General features: G+C 40.8%; 21 protein-coding genes. 19 read left to right on the top strand and 2 right to left on the bottom strand.

Annotated elements, in window-relative coordinates; genetic code table 11:
• The 10 genes from metQ (at nucleotide 1) to MHH31_RS15130 (ending at nucleotide 10,151) form a co-directional block, all read left to right on the top strand.
• Nucleotides 1-822: a methionine ABC transporter substrate-binding lipoprotein MetQ gene (gene metQ, locus MHH31_RS15175; RefSeq protein ID WP_007500351.1), complete on the top strand. Its 822-nt coding sequence runs from the start codon at nucleotides 1-3 to the stop codon at nucleotides 820-822.
• A gap of 309 nt (nucleotides 823-1,131) precedes the next feature.
• The gene (locus MHH31_RS15170) at nucleotides 1,132-1,500 is read left to right on the top strand and encodes a carboxymuconolactone decarboxylase family protein (protein ID WP_024719777.1); all 369 of its coding nucleotides are present in this window, start codon (nucleotides 1,132-1,134) and stop codon (nucleotides 1,498-1,500) included.
• A gap of 215 nt (nucleotides 1,501-1,715) precedes the next feature.
• A complete protein-coding gene (locus tag MHH31_RS15165) occupies nucleotides 1,716-1,853 on the top strand; it encodes a hypothetical protein (RefSeq protein WP_162835676.1) in 138 nt (45 codons plus the stop codon).
• A 211-nt stretch (nucleotides 1,854-2,064) separates the two neighbouring features.
• On the top strand, nucleotides 2,065-2,850 hold the full coding sequence (gene sufC / locus MHH31_RS15160; RefSeq protein ID WP_007500355.1) for a Fe-S cluster assembly ATPase SufC: 786 nt from the start codon (nucleotides 2,065-2,067) through the stop codon (nucleotides 2,848-2,850).
• A gap of 18 nt (nucleotides 2,851-2,868) precedes the next feature.
• On the top strand, nucleotides 2,869-4,182 hold the full coding sequence (sufD, locus tag MHH31_RS15155) for a Fe-S cluster assembly protein SufD (RefSeq protein ID WP_342494957.1): 1,314 nt from the start codon (nucleotides 2,869-2,871) through the stop codon (nucleotides 4,180-4,182).
• On the top strand, nucleotides 4,182-5,402 hold the full coding sequence (locus MHH31_RS15150) for a cysteine desulfurase (protein ID WP_035389339.1): 1,221 nt from the start codon (nucleotides 4,182-4,184) through the stop codon (nucleotides 5,400-5,402). Before sufD ends, MHH31_RS15150 begins: the two co-directional genes overlap by 1 nt.
• Nucleotides 5,392-5,838, top strand: coding sequence for a Fe-S cluster assembly sulfur transfer protein SufU (sufU, locus tag MHH31_RS15145; protein WP_008347017.1), 447 nt, complete (start codon nucleotides 5,392-5,394; stop codon nucleotides 5,836-5,838). Before MHH31_RS15150 ends, sufU begins: the two co-directional genes overlap by 11 nt.
• A gap of 17 nt (nucleotides 5,839-5,855) precedes the next feature.
• Nucleotides 5,856-7,253: a Fe-S cluster assembly protein SufB gene (gene sufB / locus MHH31_RS15140; protein ID WP_007500362.1), complete on the top strand. Its 1,398-nt coding sequence runs from the start codon at nucleotides 5,856-5,858 to the stop codon at nucleotides 7,251-7,253.
• 417 nt (nucleotides 7,254-7,670) lie between these two features.
• Complete coding sequence (locus MHH31_RS15135) at nucleotides 7,671-8,237, top strand: TetR/AcrR family transcriptional regulator (RefSeq protein WP_342494956.1); 567 nt, start codon at nucleotides 7,671-7,673, stop codon at nucleotides 8,235-8,237.
• A gap of 57 nt (nucleotides 8,238-8,294) precedes the next feature.
• Complete coding sequence (locus tag MHH31_RS15130) at nucleotides 8,295-10,151, top strand: alpha/beta fold hydrolase (protein WP_342494955.1); 1,857 nt, start codon at nucleotides 8,295-8,297, stop codon at nucleotides 10,149-10,151.
• A gap of 78 nt (nucleotides 10,152-10,229) precedes the next feature.
• Here the strand turns inward: MHH31_RS15130 and MHH31_RS15125 are convergent, their stop codons facing one another.
• Nucleotides 10,230-10,874, bottom strand: coding sequence for an NAD(P)H-dependent oxidoreductase (locus tag MHH31_RS15125; RefSeq protein WP_342494954.1), 645 nt, complete (start codon nucleotides 10,872-10,874; stop codon nucleotides 10,230-10,232).
• Nucleotides 10,875-10,957: 83 nt separating this feature from the next.
• Here MHH31_RS15125 and MHH31_RS15120 point away from each other — a divergent pair, with 83 nt between their 5' ends.
• Complete coding sequence (locus tag MHH31_RS15120; protein ID WP_342494953.1) at nucleotides 10,958-11,896, top strand: WYL domain-containing protein; 939 nt, start codon at nucleotides 10,958-10,960, stop codon at nucleotides 11,894-11,896.
• A gap of 78 nt (nucleotides 11,897-11,974) precedes the next feature.
• Here MHH31_RS15120 and MHH31_RS15115 read toward each other — a convergent pair whose 3' ends face one another.
• Nucleotides 11,975-13,180 (bottom strand): DUF418 domain-containing protein, encoded by a 1,206-nt coding sequence (locus MHH31_RS15115; protein ID WP_342494952.1) that lies wholly within the window; start codon nucleotides 13,178-13,180, stop codon nucleotides 11,975-11,977.
• A gap of 237 nt (nucleotides 13,181-13,417) precedes the next feature.
• Here MHH31_RS15115 and MHH31_RS15110 point away from each other — a divergent pair, with 237 nt between their 5' ends.
• The 8 genes from MHH31_RS15110 to MHH31_RS15075 all read left to right on the top strand — a co-directional run bounded on the left by MHH31_RS15110 (nucleotide 13,418) and on the right by MHH31_RS15075 (nucleotide 21,261).
• Complete coding sequence (locus tag MHH31_RS15110) at nucleotides 13,418-14,113, top strand: response regulator transcription factor (protein WP_024719771.1); 696 nt, start codon at nucleotides 13,418-13,420, stop codon at nucleotides 14,111-14,113.
• Nucleotides 14,100-15,407: a HAMP domain-containing sensor histidine kinase gene (locus tag MHH31_RS15105; RefSeq protein WP_342461953.1), complete on the top strand. Its 1,308-nt coding sequence runs from the start codon at nucleotides 14,100-14,102 to the stop codon at nucleotides 15,405-15,407. Before MHH31_RS15110 ends, MHH31_RS15105 begins: the two co-directional genes overlap by 14 nt.
• 38 nt (nucleotides 15,408-15,445) lie before the next feature.
• Nucleotides 15,446-15,874, top strand: coding sequence for a phosphate-starvation-inducible protein PsiE (gene psiE / locus MHH31_RS15100; protein WP_008346998.1), 429 nt, complete (start codon nucleotides 15,446-15,448; stop codon nucleotides 15,872-15,874).
• 291 nt (nucleotides 15,875-16,165) lie between these two features.
• Nucleotides 16,166-17,077 carry an alpha/beta hydrolase gene (locus MHH31_RS15095; protein WP_342494951.1) on the top strand — a complete coding sequence of 304 codons (912 nt, stop codon included), beginning with the start codon at nucleotides 16,166-16,168 and terminating at the stop codon, nucleotides 17,075-17,077.
• A 71-nt stretch (nucleotides 17,078-17,148) separates the two neighbouring features.
• Nucleotides 17,149-18,051 carry an alpha/beta fold hydrolase gene (locus MHH31_RS15090; RefSeq protein ID WP_342494950.1) on the top strand — a complete coding sequence of 301 codons (903 nt, stop codon included), beginning with the start codon at nucleotides 17,149-17,151 and terminating at the stop codon, nucleotides 18,049-18,051.
• Between the two features lie 139 nt (nucleotides 18,052-18,190).
• Nucleotides 18,191-19,144 carry an iron-siderophore ABC transporter substrate-binding protein gene (locus tag MHH31_RS15085; protein WP_007500381.1) on the top strand — a complete coding sequence of 318 codons (954 nt, stop codon included), beginning with the start codon at nucleotides 18,191-18,193 and terminating at the stop codon, nucleotides 19,142-19,144.
• A gap of 70 nt (nucleotides 19,145-19,214) precedes the next feature.
• Nucleotides 19,215-20,231, top strand: coding sequence for an iron ABC transporter permease (locus tag MHH31_RS15080; protein WP_342494949.1), 1,017 nt, complete (start codon nucleotides 19,215-19,217; stop codon nucleotides 20,229-20,231).
• Nucleotides 20,224-21,261: an iron ABC transporter permease gene (locus tag MHH31_RS15075; RefSeq protein ID WP_047945372.1), complete on the top strand. Its 1,038-nt coding sequence runs from the start codon at nucleotides 20,224-20,226 to the stop codon at nucleotides 21,259-21,261. Before MHH31_RS15080 ends, MHH31_RS15075 begins: the two co-directional genes overlap by 8 nt.
• Nucleotides 21,262-21,276: the final 15 nt, after the last annotated feature.

The following is a 21,276-nucleotide window of genomic DNA, read 5'->3' as shown; positions in this document are numbered from 1 at the left end:
ATGAAGAAATTGATTTTAAGTGCACTATTTCTAGCATTTGCAGGCATTTTAGCTGCTTGCGGTTCATCAAATAACGCAAGCGATAACAAAACCATCACGGTTGCCGCTTCAAAAACACCACATGCCGAGATTCTTGAAGAAGCAAAACCACTTCTAAAAGAAAAAGGCTACGATCTAAAAGTGAAAGTACTGAGCGATTATAAAATGTACAACAAAGCATTAGCTGAAAAAGAAGTGGATGCGAACTTTTTCCAACATATCCCTTACTTAAACGAAGAAAATAAATCAAACAAAGATTACAACCTAGTAAGTGCTGGTGCTGTTCACCTTGAGCCTTTCGGTATCTACTCTAAGAAATACAAATCAGTAAAAGATATTCCAAACGGCGGCACGATCATCATGACAAACAACGTAGCTGAGCAAGGACGTATGCTTGCTCTATTACAAAATGCTGGTGTGATCAAGCTTGATCCAAAAGTAGATACAATCAACGCAACAGTCAAAAACATCAAAGAAAACCCGAAGAACCTAAAATTCAAAAAAATCGCTCCTGAACTAACAGCGAAAGCTTATGAAAACAGTGAAGGCGATGCAGTATTTATTAACGTTAACTATGCGATCCAAAATAAATTGAATCCGAAAAAAGATTCAATTGAACTTGAGCAAACGAAAAACAACCCGTATGCAAACATCGTCGCTGTTCGCAAAGGTGACGAAAAATCAGAGAAGATCAAGGTATTAATGGAAGTTCTTCACTCTGATAAAATCAAAGAATTCATCGACAAAAAGTATGATGGTGCAGTATTGCCTGTATCTGAATAACAACTTGTAAACCTCGCTTTCATGAAAGCGAGGTTTCAACGTGTAGACAAACCCTTGCATTCGTTGTCAGGTCTGCGCTCCGGTGCTCACGAATGTCAAATTCGCTCTGCTCCGGTACTCGCCCTTCCTAGACTGCAAAGGTTTTCTATCACGCTGAAAAAAGAAGACAAAGGGCTAAAATAAAGATCATTTTAGCCCTTTGTCAATCATCTGCAACCTCGCTTTCATCAAAGCGAGGTTTTTTTGTGTATTTTTTCAAATCTCGCTCATAATAAAAACGAACAAATGACCTGAAGGGATGGAATGAAGATGAATGAACAACATATGAGCGGATCGATGCAGCAATCACTGACGGATTATAAAACGGCAATGGGTGAATTTCAGAAGAAAATGCCGGTGTTTGGCAAGAAATTCAATGAATTTACGGAGCAGTGCTTTCAGAGCGATTCATTAACACAAAAAGAAAAACAAATGATTGCCCTCGGCATCAGCATTCATGCACAGGATGAATATTGCATGATCTATCATACAAAGGGAGCGCTCGATCAAGGCGCAACAGAAGAGAATTTGCTAGAGGTCGTCAGTGTGGCGACAGCGTTTGGCGGCGGTGCTGCGCTAAGTCAAGGCATCACAGTTGTTCAGCAATGTATTGACGAATTTGGAGGACAGACGCATTAAGGGAAGGATAAGATGGTATTTTTCCATATCAGGGAGTTGAGTCGTTCTCAGCCGGTTGTGTGAGAAAATATGCCAGCATAGCGTGTTATATCCCTTTTGAGTGAAGCCGCATGTCTTTGATACAATAAAGCTACACTCAAAGAAGGGAATGGTTTATTATTTGTTCGGACCATAGTACACTGGGATTGGATTATACCGCCGAGATGGAAAAGGCCATGCATAAAGCTCATGGCATGAGCTATGCAGAGTACGAAAGAGACCATGACTTAAGGATGAAAGTGGAATATAAACGAGAGCAGTCCTATCGAGATGAGAAAAGGCAGCTCGCAAAAATGAATATACAAGGCTATTAAATAGCTAAGGGACGGGGAGAATAGTTTCCCGTCCTTTCTTTATGAAAACTGTCTTTTCGACATAAATCCTTTTATCTACCTGTATTTTTTGTTAGAATTTTGAGAGCATCCTCTCACGCTTGTCGTGAATGTGTTGTATTCACTTTTAATTTGTTATAAAATTAGAATGAGAATAAATTGAGAATAATGATTATTTTGGAGGTATCGATATATGACTGCTTCGACATTAACAATTAAGGACTTGCACGTTGAGATTGAAGGGAAAGAAATCTTAAAAGGTGTAAACCTAGAAATAAAAGGTGGAGAATTCCACGCAGTAATGGGACCAAACGGAACAGGTAAATCTACTTTATCTGCTGCTATCATGGGCCACCCTAAGTATGAAGTGACAAAAGGCAGCATCTTGCTTGATGGCGAAGATGTTCTTGAAATGGAAGTAGATGAGCGCGCTCAAGCGGGTCTTTTCCTTGCAATGCAATATCCATCTGAAATTAGTGGTGTGACAAATGCAGACTTCCTTCGTTCGGCTATTAACGCACGCAGAGAAGAAGGCGATGAAATCTCTCTCATGAAATTCATCCGCAAAATGGACGAAAACATGGAATTCCTTGAAATGGACCCAGATATGGCACAGCGCTACCTAAACGAAGGTTTCTCAGGCGGGGAGAAAAAACGCAACGAAATTCTTCAATTAATGATGATTGAACCAAAAATCGCCATTCTTGACGAAATCGATTCTGGTCTTGATATCGATGCGCTGAAAGTTGTTTCTAAAGGAATTAATAAAATGCGCGGCGAAAGCTTCGGCTGCTTAATGATCACTCACTATCAGCGTTTATTGAACTACATCACACCAGATCACGTTCATGTCATGATGCAAGGACGTATTGTGAAATCTGGCGGACCAGAACTCGCGCAGCGTCTAGAAGCAGAAGGTTATGACTGGATTAAAAAAGAGTTAGGAATTGAAGACGAAACTGTTGGTCAAGAAGCGTAAGCGTTAGGAGGATTATTGATGACATTAGAAACGAAATTATCAGTAGATCAAGATTATGTCAAAAGCTTCTCCGAGAAGCATCAGGAACCGGCATGGATGAGTTCCCTTCGCTTACAGGCTCTTGAAAAAGCAGAAGACCTTCCAATGCCAAAGCCTGACAAAACGAATATTTCTAAATGGAATTTAACCAATTTCAAACAGCATACAGTCGAAAGTGCGCCATTTGGATCTTTAGAAGAGCTTCCTGAAGAAGTGAAGTCTCTTATTGATTTAGAGGACACAGATAAGACAGTCTACATTCAGCGTGATCAAACGCCAGCATACTTGTCTCTTTCTACGGAAGCAAAAGACAAAGGCGTGATCTTCACTGATATCCATACAGCGATTCGCGAACATGGAGACCTAGTGAAGAAATATTTCATGACAAATGCAGTGAAAGTGGATGAGCACAAACTAACAGCTCTACATGCTGCATTAGTGAATGGCGGAGCTTTCCTCTATGTACCGAAAAACGTAGAGCTTGACGCACCCATTCAAGCCGTTTATCTTCATGAAAATGACGAAACAACGTTGTTCAACCATGTCATCGTTGTAGCAGACGATCATAGTGCTGTGACATATGTCGAAAACTACATCAGTACGGCAACACCAGAAGAAGCGATCTTCAATATCGTGTCTGAAGTCTTCACAGGTGCAAATGCCCGCGTCACTTACGGTGCAGTGGATAACCTTGCAGAAGGTGTGACAGTCTATGTGAATAGACGTGGTATGGCAAATGGTCGTGACAGTAAAATCGAATGGGCGCTTGGTCTGATGAATGATGGAGATGTCGTGTCTGAAAACATCACGAAGCTTATGGGCGACGGTACATTCGGTGATACAAAATCAGTTGTTGTTGGCCGCGGGAATCAAACGGAAAACTTCACAACAAGCATCATCCACTTCGGTAAAAACTCTGAAGGGTATATCTTGAAGCATGGTGTCATGAAGGATCAAGCATCTTCTATCTTTAACGGGATTGGTAAAATCGAGCATGGCGCAACGAAGTCAAATGCAGAGCAAGAATCTCGTGTTCTCATGCTGAGTGAGAAAGCACGCGGTGACGCTAACCCAATTCTTTTAATCGATGAAGATGATGTAACAGCAGGGCACGCTGCTTCTGTTGGGCGTGTTGATCCAATTCAACTTTATTACCTCATGAGCCGTGGGATTTCCAAAGAAGATGCAGAAAGACTTGTCATTTATGGCTTCTTAAATCCAGTCGTCAAAGAACTGCCGATTGAAGGAGTTAAAAAGCAGCTCGTTTCTGTGATTGAAAGGAAAGTAAAATAATGAATATCAAAGACGTTCGTGAGCAGTTTCCAATCCTTCATCAGCAAGTGAACGGACATGATTTGGTGTATTTGGACAGTGCAGCGACATCTCAAAAACCACGAGTTGTCATTGATGCAATGAATGAGTATTACCGGTCTTACAACTCGAACGTCCACCGGGGTGTTCATACCCTTGGCACAAGAGCAACGGACGCATACGAGGGTGCAAGAGAGAAAGTTCGAGCATTCATTGGCGCTTCTTCTGTCCAGGAGATTATTTTTACTAGAGGTACAACAACAGCACTGAACACAGTGGCAATCAGCTATGCTAGAGCAAACCTTAAAGAAGGCGATGAGATCGTCATTACGCATATGGAACATCATGCGAATATCATCCCTTGGCAGCAGGCAGCAAAAGCAACTGGCGCCACATTGAAATATATTCCGTTACAGGAAGACGGCACGCTGTCGCTTGAAGATGTGAAGCAAACCATCACACATCAAACGAAAATCGTTGCTGTCACACATGTCTCAAACGTATTAGGAACCATCAACCCAATTAAAGACATCGCAAAGATTGCTCACGATCACGGTGCAATTATCGTCGTCGATGGTGCCCAGAGCACCCCGCACATGCAAATTGATGTTCAGGACTTGGATTGCGACTTTTTCGCCTTCTCTGGGCATAAAATGTGTGGACCGACTGGCATTGGTGTTCTTTACGGGAAGAAGGACCTTTTGAATAATATGGAGCCTGCTGAGTTTGGCGGTGAAATGATCGACTTTGTGGATCTATATGATTCTACATGGAAAGAGCTGCCGTGGAAATTTGAAGCGGGAACACCGATTATTGCAGGAGCAATTGGGCTCGGAAAAGCGATTGATTTCTTAAATGACATCGGAATGGAGGAAGTCAGCCGTTACGAGCATCAGCTTGCGACTTATGCACTTGAGCGCTTTAAGGAGCTTGAAGGTGCCACGGTTTACGGACCGCAGCACCGAGCTGGACTTGTGACGTTTAACTTAGACGACGTCCATCCTCATGATGCCTCAACTGTTCTAGATACGGAAGGTGTCGCCATTCGTGCTGGACATCACTGTGCACAGCCGCTCATGAAATGGCTTGGTGTATCAGCGACTGCAAGAGCAAGCTTCTATCTGTACAATACAGAAGAGGAGATTGACGAGCTCATGGCAGCGCTCCGTAAGACAAAGGAGTATTTTACGAATGTCTTTTAATGTAAACTTAGACACACTGTACAGACAAGTGATTATGGATCATTATAAAAATCCGAGAAACAAAGGTGTGTTAAACGACAGCATTGTCGTCGATATGAACAACCCTACGTGTGGTGACCGCATTCGTCTCACGATGAAAATCGAAGACGAAAAAGTCATCGATGCGAAATTTGAAGGAGAAGGATGCTCGATTTCGATGGCATCTGCCTCTATGATGACGCAGGCGATTAAAGGGAAAGATATTGAAACAGCTTTGAAAATGTCTCAGATTTTCTCCGATATGATGCTAGGAAAAGAATACGACGATTCCATTGATCTTGGTGACATTGAGGCGCTGCAGGGAGTCGCAAAATTCCCAGCGCGCATCAAATGTGCAACATTATCCTGGAAGGCGCTTGAAAAAGGCGCATCTGCCGAAGATAACGGCAAATCATAAGATTGGAGTGAAAATGGATGGCTAAAAAAATGCCAGATGTTGGTGAATATAAATACGGCTTTTCTGATAAAGACGTTTCCATTTTCCGTTCAGAGCGCGGACTGACAAAAGAGATCGTTGAAGAAATTTCTCGTATGAAAGAAGAGCCTCAGTGGATGCTCGACTTCCGTTTGAAATCTCTTGAGCACTTTTACAACATGCCGATGCCACAATGGGGCGGAGATTTAAATGCATTAAACTTTGATGAAATTACGTACTACGTAAAACCATCAGAACGCTCTGAGCGTTCTTGGGATGAAGTACCAGAAGAAATCAAACAAACCTTTGATAAGCTTGGAATCCCTGAAGCAGAGCAAAAGTACTTAGCAGGTGTATCTGCTCAGTATGAATCTGAAGTTGTGTATCACAACATGAAGCAAGATCTTGAAGATCTAGGCATTGTGTTTAAAGATACAGACAGTGCATTAAAAGAGAACGAAGACATCTTCCGTGAGCACTGGGCAAAAGTCATTCCTCCGACTGACAACAAATTTGCTGCGCTTAACTCGGCTGTATGGTCTGGTGGTTCATTCATCTACGTACCAAAAGGCGTAAAAGTAGATACACCACTTCAAGCATACTTCCGAATCAACTCTGAGAACATGGGTCAGTTCGAACGTACACTGATCATCGTTGATGAAGGCGCACACGTGCATTACGTAGAAGGTTGTACAGCTCCAGTTTACACAACAAACTCACTTCATAGTGCGGTTGTTGAAATCATCGTGAAAAAAGGCGGCTACTGCCGTTATACGACGATTCAAAACTGGGCAAACAACGTCTTCAACCTTGTGACAAAACGTACAGTATGTGAAGAGAATGCAACAATGGAATGGATTGATGGAAACATCGGTTCTAAGCTGACAATGAAATACCCAGCGGTTATCCTAAAAGGTGAAGGCGCTCGTGGTATGACATTAAGTATTGCCCTAGCAGGTAAAGGTCAGCACCAAGATGCAGGTGCAAAAATGATTCACCTTGCACCAAACACATCTTCAACGATCGTATCGAAATCGATTTCCAAACAAGGCGGTAAAGTCACATACCGCGGAATCGTTCACTTCGGACGCAAAGCAGAGGGTGCACGCTCAAACATCGAGTGTGATACACTCATCATGGATAACAAATCAACATCTGATACGATCCCTTACAATGAAATCTTAAACGACAACATTTCATTAGAGCACGAAGCGAAGGTATCAAAAGTATCAGAAGAGCAGCTATTCTACTTGATGAGCCGCGGAATTTCTGAAGAAGAAGCAACAGAAATGATCGTCATGGGCTTCATCGAACCATTCACAAAAGAACTGCCAATGGAATACGCCGTTGAAATGAACCGTTTGATTAAGTTCGAGATGGAAGGTTCGATTGGTTAACCGTTGATATAGAGGGGATTAAAGGTGTTTAGACGTTATATTTATATTAAGCACCCACAAAGCGCCCACAAAATTTAATTATTGAACATACCGCAGATACAATTCCTTTGGTCCTCAATTTTTGGGTGACATGGAGATACGTGTCTGCGGTTGTTTTTTATACTAGAATGTCTTAACCTTTCCCATACATAGTTCTTATTCAAAACGTTTACAGCATGGCTATGCTCAATGCATGTCTTTTATAAACTTCTCTGAAATACTTTCTCACAACATTTGTTTTGAACCTTTTAAAGGAGAAATGATTTTACCTTTAAGGCCGCTAACAACTTCGAGGTTCAGATCAACTTTATTCAAAATAAATACTTGCCACATTCAAATTAGTACTGTATAGTTCTAAATATGACAAAGGTAAAATTAATGAATCAAAAACGTGTGCTTGAAGTAGCTGCAACTTTATTTTTAGAAAAAGGGTTTGCTTATACGAGTATGGACGAATTAGTTCGTGTTAGCAAAGTGTCAAAGTCTAATGTGTATTATCACTTTTCTAATAAGGAGGAATTATTAGAAGGGGTCGTTGATTATTGGATTGATATGTATCAAGCTGCAATAGACGACGTAATTTCTCAGTCCCAATTTTCAGTTGAAGATCGTATTCAACTGTTTTTAAAGCAATTATCACAAGGAGTTCAGTCGAGAGAGTATAAGGGCGGCTGTCCATTTATTACTCTTTATATTCAAAGTCCTGCACAGGCCACACATATAAAAGAAAAAATAGGTCTTTTTTTCACAGGATTACAAAAGAAAGTTTCTCTATTACTGAAACAAGGGGTAGAGAACGGGGAATTCAGAGATTCGATTCAGATTGATGAGGTGGCATCACTTTTTATGACAAATCTTGAAGGAGCGTTATTTATATCAGAAACATTGAAGGATGCCACTGTTATCACAAAAACAGCAGATCATTTATTTAACTTGCTTCGATAAAGAAGCATTTTTTTTACATCAAATTAGTACTGTTTAGTACTAAAAAGGAGACCTCATATGAAAACAGTATTTTTAATTGGTGGAACAGGGTTTATCGGAAAGCAATTAGTCGAAGAATTAGCGAAAGAGGATGTGAACATTTTTCTTTTAGTAAGGTCGAAAAGTAAAGCAACACGCATTTTTCAAGAAAGAGGCATTTTAAAAAAGGGAGTGATGCACTTTGTTGAAGGTGATTTGACGAAAGTTGATTTGGGTCTAAGTCCTGAAGATCAGGAGAGGGTATTGAAAACGGATGTGATCATTCACGCAGGAGGACCCATGGATATTCAAGCAACCAGTAAAGAGGCAGCTTCCGTCTTTTTAAATGGTGCCAAATATATTGGTGAATTAGCTAAAAGTATTCATCAATTGAAGGGCTTGCAGCAATTTATCCATGTTGTCGGTTATATGAGTCCCTTTGATGATCAAAATAGCAAGATTGCCATCGACGTGTTTGAAGAAGGAAACGATTACTTGAAAATAAAAAATCCTTATGAGAGAACAAAGTTTTTAGCAGATCTTTATATTCGTCAACAGGCATCTTCAGTAGGTTATCCTCTTTCTGTCATTAATCCGCCAACTGTCGTTGGTAGTAGTCAAACAGGGAGTACAGAGCAAATTGCAGGATTGGGTTTGCTTGTAAAGAGTATGCGAAGAGGGCTCATGCCGGTGATTCCTGGAGGTAAGGACTATCGGTTACCACTTATTTCAAACGATGAGTTTGCGAAGTTTATTGTACAGGTTTTCAAGTTGGAGCAGCCGGCTATTCAAACATATACACTTGTTGAAGACAAAGAGCACGATCAGAACGTTGCTGGACTATTAAGTATTATGTCAGAAAATATGAATATGAAGGCACCTAGCATCTCTGTCCCACTGCCACTGATGAAAGCTATCATGAAGAGTGGTGTAAGTAAACTCACAAACATTCCTTCTGACGGATTGAATTTTATGACAAAACGAACGTTCTCAAATGTTTCAGTGAAAAAAATAATGGGAGAAGATTGGTTTAAGAAGACGAGTGTCATGACATTTTTCCCTGCTGTAGTAGCTGATCTAGATTATCGAATGATGGCTCAAAATGGTGAGCACCAACATTTATTTAAACGAACATTATGCGATAATAACACCCTTTACCAATTACAAGGAGAAGGGAAGCCGTTTATTTTATTACATGGTTTATTGAGTGATGGAGAAGATTTATTTCCTTTAGCACAAGAGCTTCATGAGAAAACAGGTCAACCTGTATGGATTTTGGACCTTCCTGGTTTGGGGCGTTCTCCATTTAAACGAGAGAAACATCTTCTAGATATCTATTTAAATGTAGTGAAAAAAGTAATAGAGAAAGCGACGAATGGTGCACATCTAATCGGTCATTCATTCGGTGCGTATATTCTTCTAGAAGCTTTGGCACAAAAGTACATAGATAAGAAGTATTCCATCACTTTACTTCAGCCGCCTGTTGCTAAACAAAAGGCAAAATCACTACATGTTCCTCAATTTCTGAACAAATGGACATTAAGATTGGCAACGACTCATTTGATAGAGCGTTATGTGTTAAGAAATGGTTTGTTTGAAAGCACGGAGAGCATCCCTAAACATTATATTGAAAAAATCAGAAACAGCTTTACTTCTCCTAGAATTTTAAATACGACGGTTCAGCTTAACCATTTACTACTGAAAACCGATCAAGGTGACTTTAAAGAAGTCACAAAGGATAACCTACACATTATTTGGGGGGAGTATGACAGAGGCTATTCTGCGCCATCGCATCTTGGGAAGGTTGATTTTGTTCCGTATGGCCACCATTTCCCTCTTAGCCATCCGAGTGAAACGGCAGCATTAGTCACCAATAATATTTGTACTAGCAGATAGGAGTCACCCCAAAACGAAAAAATAAGATTGATGACAAGTGAGCAAAATTTTTCGTTCTGGGTCTTGAAAAAATAGAGGTTAACGAGGTGCATAAAACGCATCTAAGGTTTTCGTCATATCATCAGATGCAGATTGTAAGATAGTCCTTTGATCTAAAATCGCTGTTCCTTGTGCCCGGACTATATGAAATTGATGAAACCCCATCAAGTTTTGAAATATTTCTTTTAGGTAATGATGTGAAAATTCCAGTGGTGTGTATCGATCGTTATTTGTGAAAATTGAGCCACTTGCTTGAAGCAAAAGTACACGATAATCGTCAGTCATCAGACCAACTGAACCATTTTCTGTATATTTGAACGTTTCTCTAGCAATGAAGATATTATCTATATAATCTTTCATACGTGATGTCACATTGAAATTATGAACAGGTGATACAATCACGATTCGATGGTGTGCTTTGAATTGAGCCAATAAAGCAGCAGAAGAAGCGGCGATTTTTTCCTCCGCAGCTGTTAATGATTTTTCAGATGCTTGCTTATCCCAAATACGTAGCAGCTGGTCTTTTTCGATACGAGGAATTTCAGTTCCATATAAATGTAAAATGGTAGGCTCCTCATGAGGGAATCTTTTTTTAAACTGTTCTAAAAATAGTGTTTGCAGTTTGTTTGAATAACTTTCTTGATGAGTGAAATCAGGGTGTGCGTTAATAATGAATGTTTTCATATGCATGCTCCTTTTCTTTTGATAAACTGAGTATAAAATATAAAGGTGACAAAACATGTCACCTTTTTCAGAAGGAAAATCAAATGAAAAAATCAGAACGCTTAAACCAAGAGCTTATTTTTTTAAGTGATAAATATTCATTTCAATTAAAAGATTTAGAAACTGAATTTGGCATTTCTAAACGTACGGCTTTAAGAGATATGGAAGAGCTAGAGTCCATGGGCTTAGCTTTTTATGTTGAAAATGGCAGACATGGAGGATATCGGCTCGTGAATCAATCTCCATTGGTTCCGATCTATTTTCAAATAGATGAAGTTCAAGCCATTTTTTTCGCTCTTAAAGCCTTAGATCTGTTGTCAGCAACACCATTTAAAAAGTCTTACTCACAGATTCGCCAAAAACTGTTTGCTACAATGCCTGATGAGAGAAAACATCGGATCACGGAGATTTTGGATGTGATTCATTACTATCATGTCGCGCCAGTGAGTGAACAAAATCATTTGGATTTGATATTGCAGGCAATGATGGAAGATCAAATCGTGAAGATGACATACACTCAATATGAACATAAAAGGACCAGGCTACAATTTCTTGAGTTGTTTTATCGAAATGGGATTTGGTTTACCGAAGCATATGATGTTCAGAATAAAAAGTGGGGCATCTACAGATGTGATTGTATGACGGACATGATGATCGAAGAAGAAACGAAAGACACTTTTACGAAGGAAGAATTAAAAGCACTGCAGCTCGAGTACGAAAAAACTTATCATGATATCTCTTTTAAATGTCGATTAACGGAACAAGGGAAAGAGAAGTTTTTGAAGAATCATTATCCGAATATGAGACTGGAGACCATTGATGATACGCCTTATATTGTAGGGGGATACAACCAAGAAGAATTATCGTATATGACTCACTATTTGATCTCATTTGGGAAACATGTGAAAATTGAATACCCCGATGAATTAAAAGAAAGTTATCTGACTCAATTGCAAGAAATGATGGATCAATATATAAAATGAACGGATTGTATCTGAATCACAAAAACTCAACACATGAAAAAAGGCGAACTGTCGTAATTCGCCCTTTTTCTATTACTTCTACTTCGCTGCCTGAAATGTATTTGTTTTCGATTGGTCATTGACCTTCCCATACGTCAGCTGACGCCAGATAAATTCCATCGGTCCAGACTTAAATCGCTTTAACCATAACGTACTGAAAAGGACAAGGAAGGCATACACGCCAATTGCCATGAAGAACGTGCCAGCCGGTGAAAGATGATCGGCAAGTCCAGCTCCGTACTTGAGAAATAGCATTGTTCCAATAATGGAGTGAAGCAAATAACAGGTCAGGGACATTCGGCCGACTTTGGTGAACACCATTAAAGCACCTCGCAGCTGAGGAATGTGCAGAAACAGCATCGCAAGTGAACTCATATAAAACATACTGCCAGTCAATCCCCCATTTTGCTCAAGTGCAGAGACAATGTTCATCCATGGCGTATGTTCAAAAGGGGTGACCGCTGTCATAATCGTACTGGCTAGTGTGATAAGAAAAGCAATTGTACAAATCATCCAAATACGATTCCAAATCGCTTTTTTCGTCTCCATGTTTTTGAAAAACGACATTTTCACAAAATACACACCAAGTAAAAACATGAAGAACATGGAATAGACGGTGGAAAATGAGCTCGAAGCCATCGTGACCATATCCGTCCACCGGTCACCTATCGATGCTAAATAAGTCAGACTGTTGTGACTGGTCAATTCAAAATCGGCAAAATACGGCTTGCCTGATGATCCTGTACTGATGGTATTGAGCAGCATGGTGAAAAGAGGCGTGAGCAATTGAATCACAAAGAGTGTGATGAGCCAGTACTGGATGGTTTTGGCTGTGCGTTTGTAAAAGAAAAGCAGTAAAAAGCCCGCGACAGCATAATAGGTTAAAATATCTCCAATCCATACAAACGTGACATGCAGAAGACCAATCCCTAAGAGAATGGTTAATCTGCGAGCAAACAACTTGTTCGGGCTGTCCACCTTTTGAGCGGCTCGATCCATAAATATCATAAAACCAACCCCGAATAGAAAAGAAAATAACGTAATGAATTTCCCCGAGGCAAACCAATTCACAATGTGGTGAAAACCATCATTAGACTCCATCTCAAATCCCTTGACCGAATCCACAATCAAAAAATAGTTGACCAAAATAATCCCCATTAAGGCGAATCCTCGTACGATGTCCAAGAAATGCACCCGTTCTTTGAGACTCATTGGTTGTCCGTGTTCTACCTTGTTTACATTCATATCTATGCTCCTTTTCGTGTATTGGATCTAAAGATAAATCCTTCAATGAATCAATATACAGGTCAATTCTTAATCATTTATGAAGATCCAATTTTTTGAAAATAAATGTGACAACTTGATGGCAATTGATCATATTCATAAACACTTAAGATTTATGGTGTATCTTTTCACATAGCTAGATGATATATAGTAATAACATATAAGAATGAACATCATGAAGGATGAGGTGATTGAGACATGACCCATCGAATATTAGTTGTAGAGGATGATCAGGAGATCGGTGATCTTTTGCAGGAATCTCTGACACGTGCAGGGTATGAGGTGCTGAGAGCCATGAATGGCAAGCAGGCATTGTATGTTGTAGATGATTCGCTTGATTTGGTGATTTTGGATGTTATGATGCCGGGTATCTCTGGGATCGAAACGTGCCAGCAAATAAGAGCCACCTCAAATGTGCCAATTTTATTTTTGACCGCCAGATCTAGTACATGGGATAAAACCGAAGGACTACTCGCTGGCGGAGATGATTATATGACAAAACCTTTTTCAGAAGAGGAGCTTCACGCTAGGGTCATGGCGCAATTGCGCAGATATACCATCTATCAGGAAAAAAAGGAACAGGAAGAAACCTATTTAGTTGGCGGTAGCCTGAAGGTGAGTGAAGAATTTAATGAAGTGTGGAAAAATGGGCAGCAAATCAAGTTATCTGATTTAGAATATCGGATATTAAAACTGCTCATGAACAAACGAAACAAAATATTCTCTGCTCAAAATATTTATGAAAGCGTGTGGGGCCAGCCTTATTTTTATTGTTCAAACAATACGGTCATGGTGCATATCCGAAAGCTGCGTGCCAAAATTGAAGATGACCCGGCTCGTCCCGTGTATATCAAAACAGAATGGGGGAGAGGATACCGGTTTGGCACATCGTAAATATACGCTGACCAAAAAGCTGTCACTGCTCATTTTGGTCGCTGCTATCGTAAGTGGTGTTGTCTTTTTGACACTGCAAAAGATCACCGATCACCTGATCGAAGGATATTTGAGTTCAGATGAGTATGATCAGGCAGAGTCAGCCAGATACATTCAAACATTCAGCCGCTACGTTTCAGAACATGAGCTGACTTCAACGGATCGAAAAGCATTCGGTGAGTGGGTGAAAAAAGAAGATTATATTAATCTCACTGTTTACAAGGATGAAGTGCTTCAATATGACTCGATTTACTCTGCCGCTGACGAATCGGCCTATGGGAAAGAAAAGGTGACCGACTACGCAAAGCGTCATTCTTACCCGGTTCAATTTAGCGATGGAGAAGGTAGGGTTATGGTAGACGGGTTTTACTCCTCTCGATATCACGATCTCGCCTTTACACTAGAACTGCTTGGTGCAACACTCATTTTTCTCCTGATTGTGCTTGTTGGCATTCGCCGAAGCCTACGTTACTTGCAAACGATCCGTGAAGAGATTCATATTCTTGAAGGCGGTGAGCTCGATTATGAGATGACAGTGAAGGGGCATGATGAGTTGGCCATGATTGCAAAGAGCATTGAGGATTTAAGAACAGCCTTTTTGGACAAGCTTCAGGCCATTGATGATCTGCAGGAAGAGAGCCGCAGTTTAGTGACCGAAATGTCGCATGATATGAGGACCCCGCTGACATCACTCATCATGAATCTGGAATTTGCGAAAAAAGAGGAGGCTCTAGCGGATACCCGCAAGGAGCAATATATAGCGAGTGCGTATGGAAAAGCCCTGCAATTAAAGAATCTGTCTGACAATCTATTTGCCTATTTCCTGCTGGATAAAGAGCACGAGTCAGAGCTTGAAACCGTTGCAGTGAAAGAAGTGATTTATGATCTTCTATCAGATCAGGTCGCCCTGCTGCATCAGGAGAATTTCACGGTCCTTATTGTAGGCGAAATGCCGGATAGCTATTTTAACGTAAACGTCGAGGAACTTGGCAGAGTGTTTGATAATGTGATGTCAAATTTACGTAAATACGCAGATCCTGAAAAGGACATTCAGATCACTTTTTTATCCGACCAAAATGTCTTTGAAATCCATGTGAGCAATGCGATAAAAAAGACAGACATCATACCGGAAAGCAATGGACTCGGGGAACGAAGCATCAAGCGGATGATGTCCCGAATGCATGGACAGTTTGAAAGTGTAGAAAAGAACGATACCTACTACATCGTGCTGCGATTTTGGAATACCAAAATGTAGAGAGCAAAAACAACATCATGGAATGGGGAAACAATCTGATGAAACGATTCAACAATTTCCAAAAGGTACCTGATCTTCTGCAAGCCCTTCTGAATATCTGCCTGTTCTTTCTAGCGATTGCGCTAAGCGTACTCTTAATTAGTGAAACATGGTACATCGTGCAATTCGTCTATAAAACATTGTTTAACAAAGGAGAAAGCTATTATGGAATGCTTGGCGAGCTGCTGATCTTCTTTATGTATTTTGAGTTTATTGCCTTAATTATTAAATACTTTAAATCCAACTTTCATTTTCCGCTACGTTATTTTATTTATATTGGCATCACAGCTGTCATCCGTTTGATTATCATTGATCATGAACAGGCCGTATCGACATTCTGGTGGGCACTGGCCATTCTTGCGATGACCTGTGCACTCTTTATCGCGAGCAAAAGAGATACTGCTCATGAGCATGAGGAAGTGAAGTGAGGAAGAAGAAGGACGAGTGGTCAACACTCGTCTTTTTTGTGTTTAAATGAACAGTTTTTGAATATGTGTTGATTAATGAACAATGATTGAAAGATTGACAATTGATGATGATGGATCTAGAAAATATAATATAAATAGACAGGTGTTCATAAATGAATAGATGTATAGAAAAAGTATTCTGTCCAAAGCAGTTAACGGATTCACAAGTTCTTATGTTATGCTTTAGAAAAAGAGAAACCATTCTTTTCCTAGACATTGATTGTCATCATTCTATCTATAGGGGTCGATCGTATGCGAAGTATTCAAAGTTTGTTTGTTGAATGGTTACTTGTACTTACAAAGAAGAAACTAAATGTTGAGGGGTATTTAGAAGAACGAAGAATGGCGAATCAATTACCTTATGTGCTGCCTGAGAAGTTGAAAAAGAAATATCACATCACCAAAAGCAGCACGTTTTCAGTCGATACGTACATGTTGAAATCAGATGTGCAGCCAGATGATCATCAGGTGCTATTTTTACATGGAGGAGGCTATATTGAGCAGCCGCTCGTATGGCATTGGCGTTTCTTGGATCGATTGACGAAGCAATTAAATAGTACGGTGTATGTGCCAGTTTATCCTAAAGCACCGAATCATCAGTATATGGATGCAATCGAGAGTGTTCTCCCAGTTTACCAAGCTCTTTTAGAAAAAGGAACACCAGAAGAAATCGTCATCATGGGTGATTCTGCTGGCGGCGGTTTATCGTTGGCCTTTGCTCAATACTTAGCAAAAAAAGGTCTTCCGCAGCCTGGAAACTTGATTCTATTATCACCATGGCTTGATGTGACATTAAGTAATCCTGATATCGCTAAAATGGTTCCAAAAGAGCCAATGCTCAACCTAGATTTACTAATCGAATCGGGCAAAGCCTATGCAGGTAATACAGATGAAACACATCATTTGATCAGTCCAATCTATGGAGAAATCAAATCGTTAGGACGAATTTCTGTTTTTATTGGCACTCATGAATTCTTTCTCCCAGATGCCCGGAAATTCAAAGAGATGGCGGACAAGCAGGGTGTTCCCATCAACTATATCGAATACCCAAAAATGAATCACGTCTTTCCTGTCTTCCCTATTCCCGAAGCGAACCAAGCGTTAAAACAAATTGTCGCTATTATTGAGAGTAAGACGTTCCCTTTGAGGGATATGACAAAATAGGATGCGAACATGAGGATGGCCAGCAATGCTCTAGCCATTCTCGTTTCTAATTGGAGGATCAAAAGTTAATTATGAACGAAACAGAACCGTTTTCATTTACAAGTATGCAGGAAGTAGCTCCTGTAGCTATTCCAGAAAGACAGTTCATTCAATCACATGACGGCATACGTCTTGCTTATTATCCGTTTTTATCAGAAACAAACACGCAGACCAATGTGATCATCATTCATGGCGGAGGCGCTCACAGCTTGGCTGGTTATGAGCATATCGCCTATACATTGCAACATGATTTTCACGTGAATGTGTTTTTGCTGGATTTGAGAGGCCACGGATATTCTGAAGGAAAGAAGGAGGATACACCCAAAGTCACTGACGTGTGGCAAGATATTTCGCAAGTTGTGGATGTCATCAAACAGCAGCACGAAGGAGCACTTTATCTTTGTGGTCATTCCTCTGGAGCTGGATTGCTGCTTCAATATCTATCTTGGGATGAAAAAAGAAAAGTAGACGGTTACTTTTTTATTGCTCCTGAATTTGGCTACAAATCTGACACAGCGAAGTCTAATCAAGTCCCTTTTGCCACAGTTCAAGTTTGGAAATTCGTGCTATCTGCGATGACAAAAGGAAGGCTGATGGGGCATTCAGAAGCTGTACGATTTCACTACCCAGCATGGGTGATTGCACAAGATCCACTTCTTTTAACAGGCATTACCATCAATATGTCTCTTGCCTTAACGCCATCTGCACCTCAAAAACAATTTGCAAGGCTGGACCAGCCTTATGGCATGTTTGTTGGAAGCGAGGATGAGTTATACGACGTAGACAAATTTCATCCATATCTGGCGCTTCCAAATCAGCAGGTGAAAAATCAATCTGTTTACCAAGTGATAGAAAACCATACTCATTTGTCCATTTTACTAGAATCGGGAAAAAAGATTGGGCGTACCATCCAAATGTGGAAAAGTTCCATTTAACCTGAACAACTAGTCAACACTCTACCTTTTTCTTAAAAATTTACATTGACACCATCCTTTTCTATGATAAAATCATAGTGTGATAATGAGAATCGTTATCAAATGATATGACTACATATAGAATGGATAGGTGAGGTACATGTTCAAAAAATCTTTTTGGTCGCTACTAGTTGTGCTCTCCATCGTATTACTTGCGGCTTGTGGCAGTAATAGCAGCGAAGGCAAGTCAGATAGTAATGAGAAAACAAGAACCGTTGAAAGCGCTATCGGTTCAACTGAAATTAAAGGATCGCCTAAACGTGTAGTGACGTTGTATCAAGGAGCAACTGATGCAGCCGTCGCTATGGGCATTAAACCAGTGGGTGTTGTAGAATCTTGGCTTGAAGCACCTACGTATAAATATTTAAGAGATGATTTAAAGGGTGTCAAAATTGTTGGGCAGGAAACACAACCAAACTTAGAAGAAATTGAAAAGCTGAAGCCAGATTTGATCATTGCATCAAAAATCCGTCACGAGCAAATTTTTGATCAGCTGAAAGAAATCGCTCCAACTGTTGCAACAGAAACAGTGTTCACTTTTAAAGACACAGTGAATTTAATGGGTGAAGCGTTAAACAAGCAAGACAAATCGAAAGAATTGCTGACGAAGTGGGATGACCGTGTCGCTGACTTCAAAGAAAAAGCAAAGAAAGACATTAAAAACTGGCCAATGAGTGTGTCTGTGGTGAACTTCCGTGCAGATCATGCAAGAATCTATCAAACTGGGTTTGCAGGTTCAATTTTAACAGAGCTAGGCTTTGAAGGTCCTAAAAATGTCAAAGATAAAAAGCAAGATATCATTACACTTACAGACAAAGAGAGCATTCCACAAATGGATGCAGATGTGATCTATTACTTCATGGATGATCAGGATAAAGCAGTTGAAAAAGCATATAAAGAGTGGACAAGTCATCCTTTATGGAAGCAGCTTGACGCAGTGAAAGCGAAACAAGTGCATAAAGTCGATGAAATCACTTGGAACATGGCTGGCGGTATCACCGCTGCAAACATGATGCTTGATGATATTTATGATCGTCTAGGGCTTGATAAATAAGTGTAGCAGAGGAGAAAATGTGAAAAACCATTTTCTCCTTTTTCCATAACAGATTGAAAGCGGGAATCAGATGAGAAGTTTATTAAAAAAGGATTCGAGCAAGGCACTGCTATTTGCTGGATTCATCGTGTTGATGTTGGTCTTTTTTATGCTCAGTATTTCTCTTGGGCAAACCTCAATTTCCCTCAAAGCCACCATCCATGCGTTTCTTCAGTTTGATGAGTCAGATCCAAACAGTGTGATTGTCATGACATCCAGATTATCAAGAGCTTTAATTGCGACGGTTGTTGGATCAAGTCTAGCAATTTCAGGTGCACTCATGCAGGCATTGACGAGAAATCCGCTGGCTGCACCAGATCTTTTAGGTATTAATGCAGGTGGACTCTTTTTTATTGTGATTTCGATTGTTTTCTTTTCTACCGAGTCGTTAACAGGTTATATGTGGACGGCCTTTTTAGGCGCTGCCATTGCAGGTATGCTCGTCTTTCTTCTAGGCTCCATTGGAAGAGACGGACTGACACCGGTCAAAATTGTACTCGCAGGTGCGGCGATATCTGCCCTATTTGCGTCCTTTACACAAGGTCTTTTAATCGTGAATGAACAGTCGATTCAAAGTATCCTGTTTTGGATGGCTGGTTCAGTGTCTGGAAGAAGCATTGATATGTTAATTCCTGTTTTGCCTTATATTCTAGGTGCGACTATTGTGGCGCTGCTTCTTGGCCGCTCGATCAATGTCCTTTTATCGGGTGATGATATTGCAAAAGGGCTTGGCCAGCGTACACTGCTGCTGAAAATCACGATGGGGGTACTTGTCGTCTTTTTAGCAGGAGGTTCCGTCGCTGTCGCAGGATCCATTGGATTTGTTGGTTTTCTTGTGCCGCATATTGTGAAAAAGCTTGTTGGACCTGACCACCGCTGGGTACTGCCGTATTGTGCCGTTGTAGGGGCGTCGCTTTTACTTGTCGCAGATCTTGCCGCTCGTTTTCTGATCATGCCGCAGGAAGTACCGATTGGTGTCATGACGGCGGTAGCTGGAGCGCCTCTATTTGTTTATCTCGTGCGCAAGGGGTTGAAGACAGGTGGCTAAAACATATACAGTGCGTTCAAAGGGCGGGCGCATTTCATTTCAATTTTCAAAGCGGACGTTTTTGATTTTACTATTATTGACAGGCGTTGCCTTTGGTTTATTTATTCTGAGCCTTTGTATGGGCAGCCGCTTTATTCCGCCTGCTGATGTGCTGCTGCATATCTTCGGACAAGGCGAGGGAAATACGTTTGTATTAAATACGTTGAGGATTCCAAGGACCCTGCTTGCGGTTTTAGTGGGAGCGGCACTTGCGGTATCGGGGCTTATTTTACAAGGTCTCATTCGAAATCCGCTTGCATCGCCTGACATCATAGGAATTACGAGCGGTGCGTCGTTTGGCGCTATTATGTTCATCGTCTTTTGGATGGGCACTGTGCCTATTGCTTATCAGTCGTTGTGGGCCATTGCAGGCGCTTTTGCGGTATCATGCCTGATTTATTTGCTTTCATGGAAAAAAGGCGTCAAGCCGATCACGCTCGTCTTGATGGGGATTGGGATTTCCGCCATTATGAAGGCGTGTGTGACGTTTACTCTTGTGCTCAGCGATACGATGACCACGACCAAGTCATACATCTGGCTGACGGGCAGTTTATATGGTTCTACAATGAAGGACGTCATCGCAATGCTTCCTTGGGTATTGATTATTTTACCGATTGTCATGGTGCTGGCAAGAACGATGAATGTAAAGGAGCTTGGAGATGATCTTGCAACAGGTCTCGGGGTGAAAGTACAGGCAAAAAGGTTATTCTTTCTACTGATGAGTGTGACATTAGCCGGTATTGCCGTTGCATTCGCAGGTGGTATTGAATTTGTCGGACTGATGGCGCCACATGTGGCAAGGATGATCATCGGTCGTTCCTTTATTGCGCTTGTTCCAGCATCTGCGCTTGTTGGAAGTATTCTCGTGATGCTGGCAGACTTAGTTGCGAGAACGGCTTTTCTCCCGTTAGATGTCCCGGCAGGTGTTTTTACGGCGGCAATTGGTGCACCGTTCTTTATTTATTTGTTATATCAACAGCGAAATCGTTAAACGAAAGATGGGGGT

The sequence above is a fragment of the Bacillus sp. FSL K6-1033 genome (assembly GCF_038630765.1).
Taxonomy (GTDB): Bacteria; Bacillota; Bacilli; order Bacillales; family Bacillaceae; genus Bacillus; species Bacillus altitudinis.
The sequence above is the reverse complement of the archived record's forward strand: the minus strand, read 5'-3'. Positions and strand labels throughout refer to the sequence as shown.

What these genes read in the sequence shown, in the direction of transcription:
- metQ (WP_007500351.1), top strand. Translation starts at nt 1, where the DNA reads ATGAAGAAATTGATTTTAAGTGCACTATTTCTAGCATTTGCAGGCATT.
- MHH31_RS15170 (WP_024719777.1), top strand. Translation starts at nt 1,132, where the DNA reads ATGAATGAACAACATATGAGCGGATCGATGCAGCAATCACTGACGGAT.
- MHH31_RS15165 (WP_162835676.1), top strand. Translation starts at nt 1,716, where the DNA reads ATGCATAAAGCTCATGGCATGAGCTATGCAGAGTACGAAAGAGACCAT.
- sufC (WP_007500355.1), top strand. Translation starts at nt 2,065, where the DNA reads ATGACTGCTTCGACATTAACAATTAAGGACTTGCACGTTGAGATTGAA.
- sufD (WP_342494957.1), top strand. Translation starts at nt 2,869, where the DNA reads ATGACATTAGAAACGAAATTATCAGTAGATCAAGATTATGTCAAAAGC.
- MHH31_RS15150 (WP_035389339.1), top strand. Translation starts at nt 4,182, where the DNA reads ATGAATATCAAAGACGTTCGTGAGCAGTTTCCAATCCTTCATCAGCAA.
- sufU (WP_008347017.1), top strand. Translation starts at nt 5,392, where the DNA reads ATGTCTTTTAATGTAAACTTAGACACACTGTACAGACAAGTGATTATG.
- sufB (WP_007500362.1), top strand. Translation starts at nt 5,856, where the DNA reads ATGGCTAAAAAAATGCCAGATGTTGGTGAATATAAATACGGCTTTTCT.
- MHH31_RS15135 (WP_342494956.1), top strand. Translation starts at nt 7,671, where the DNA reads ATGAATCAAAAACGTGTGCTTGAAGTAGCTGCAACTTTATTTTTAGAA.
- MHH31_RS15130 (WP_342494955.1), top strand. Translation starts at nt 8,295, where the DNA reads ATGAAAACAGTATTTTTAATTGGTGGAACAGGGTTTATCGGAAAGCAA.
- MHH31_RS15125 (WP_342494954.1), bottom strand. Translation starts at nt 10,874, where the DNA reads ATGAAAACATTCATTATTAACGCACACCCTGATTTCACTCATCAAGAA.
- MHH31_RS15120 (WP_342494953.1), top strand. Translation starts at nt 10,958, where the DNA reads ATGAAAAAATCAGAACGCTTAAACCAAGAGCTTATTTTTTTAAGTGAT.
- MHH31_RS15115 (WP_342494952.1), bottom strand. Translation starts at nt 13,180, where the DNA reads ATGAATGTAAACAAGGTAGAACACGGACAACCAATGAGTCTCAAAGAA.
- MHH31_RS15110 (WP_024719771.1), top strand. Translation starts at nt 13,418, where the DNA reads ATGACCCATCGAATATTAGTTGTAGAGGATGATCAGGAGATCGGTGAT.
- psiE (WP_008346998.1), top strand. Translation starts at nt 15,446, where the DNA reads ATGAAACGATTCAACAATTTCCAAAAGGTACCTGATCTTCTGCAAGCC.
- MHH31_RS15095 (WP_342494951.1), top strand. Translation starts at nt 16,166, where the DNA reads ATGCGAAGTATTCAAAGTTTGTTTGTTGAATGGTTACTTGTACTTACA.
- MHH31_RS15090 (WP_342494950.1), top strand. Translation starts at nt 17,149, where the DNA reads ATGAACGAAACAGAACCGTTTTCATTTACAAGTATGCAGGAAGTAGCT.
- MHH31_RS15085 (WP_007500381.1), top strand. Translation starts at nt 18,191, where the DNA reads ATGTTCAAAAAATCTTTTTGGTCGCTACTAGTTGTGCTCTCCATCGTA.
- MHH31_RS15080 (WP_342494949.1), top strand. Translation starts at nt 19,215, where the DNA reads ATGAGAAGTTTATTAAAAAAGGATTCGAGCAAGGCACTGCTATTTGCT.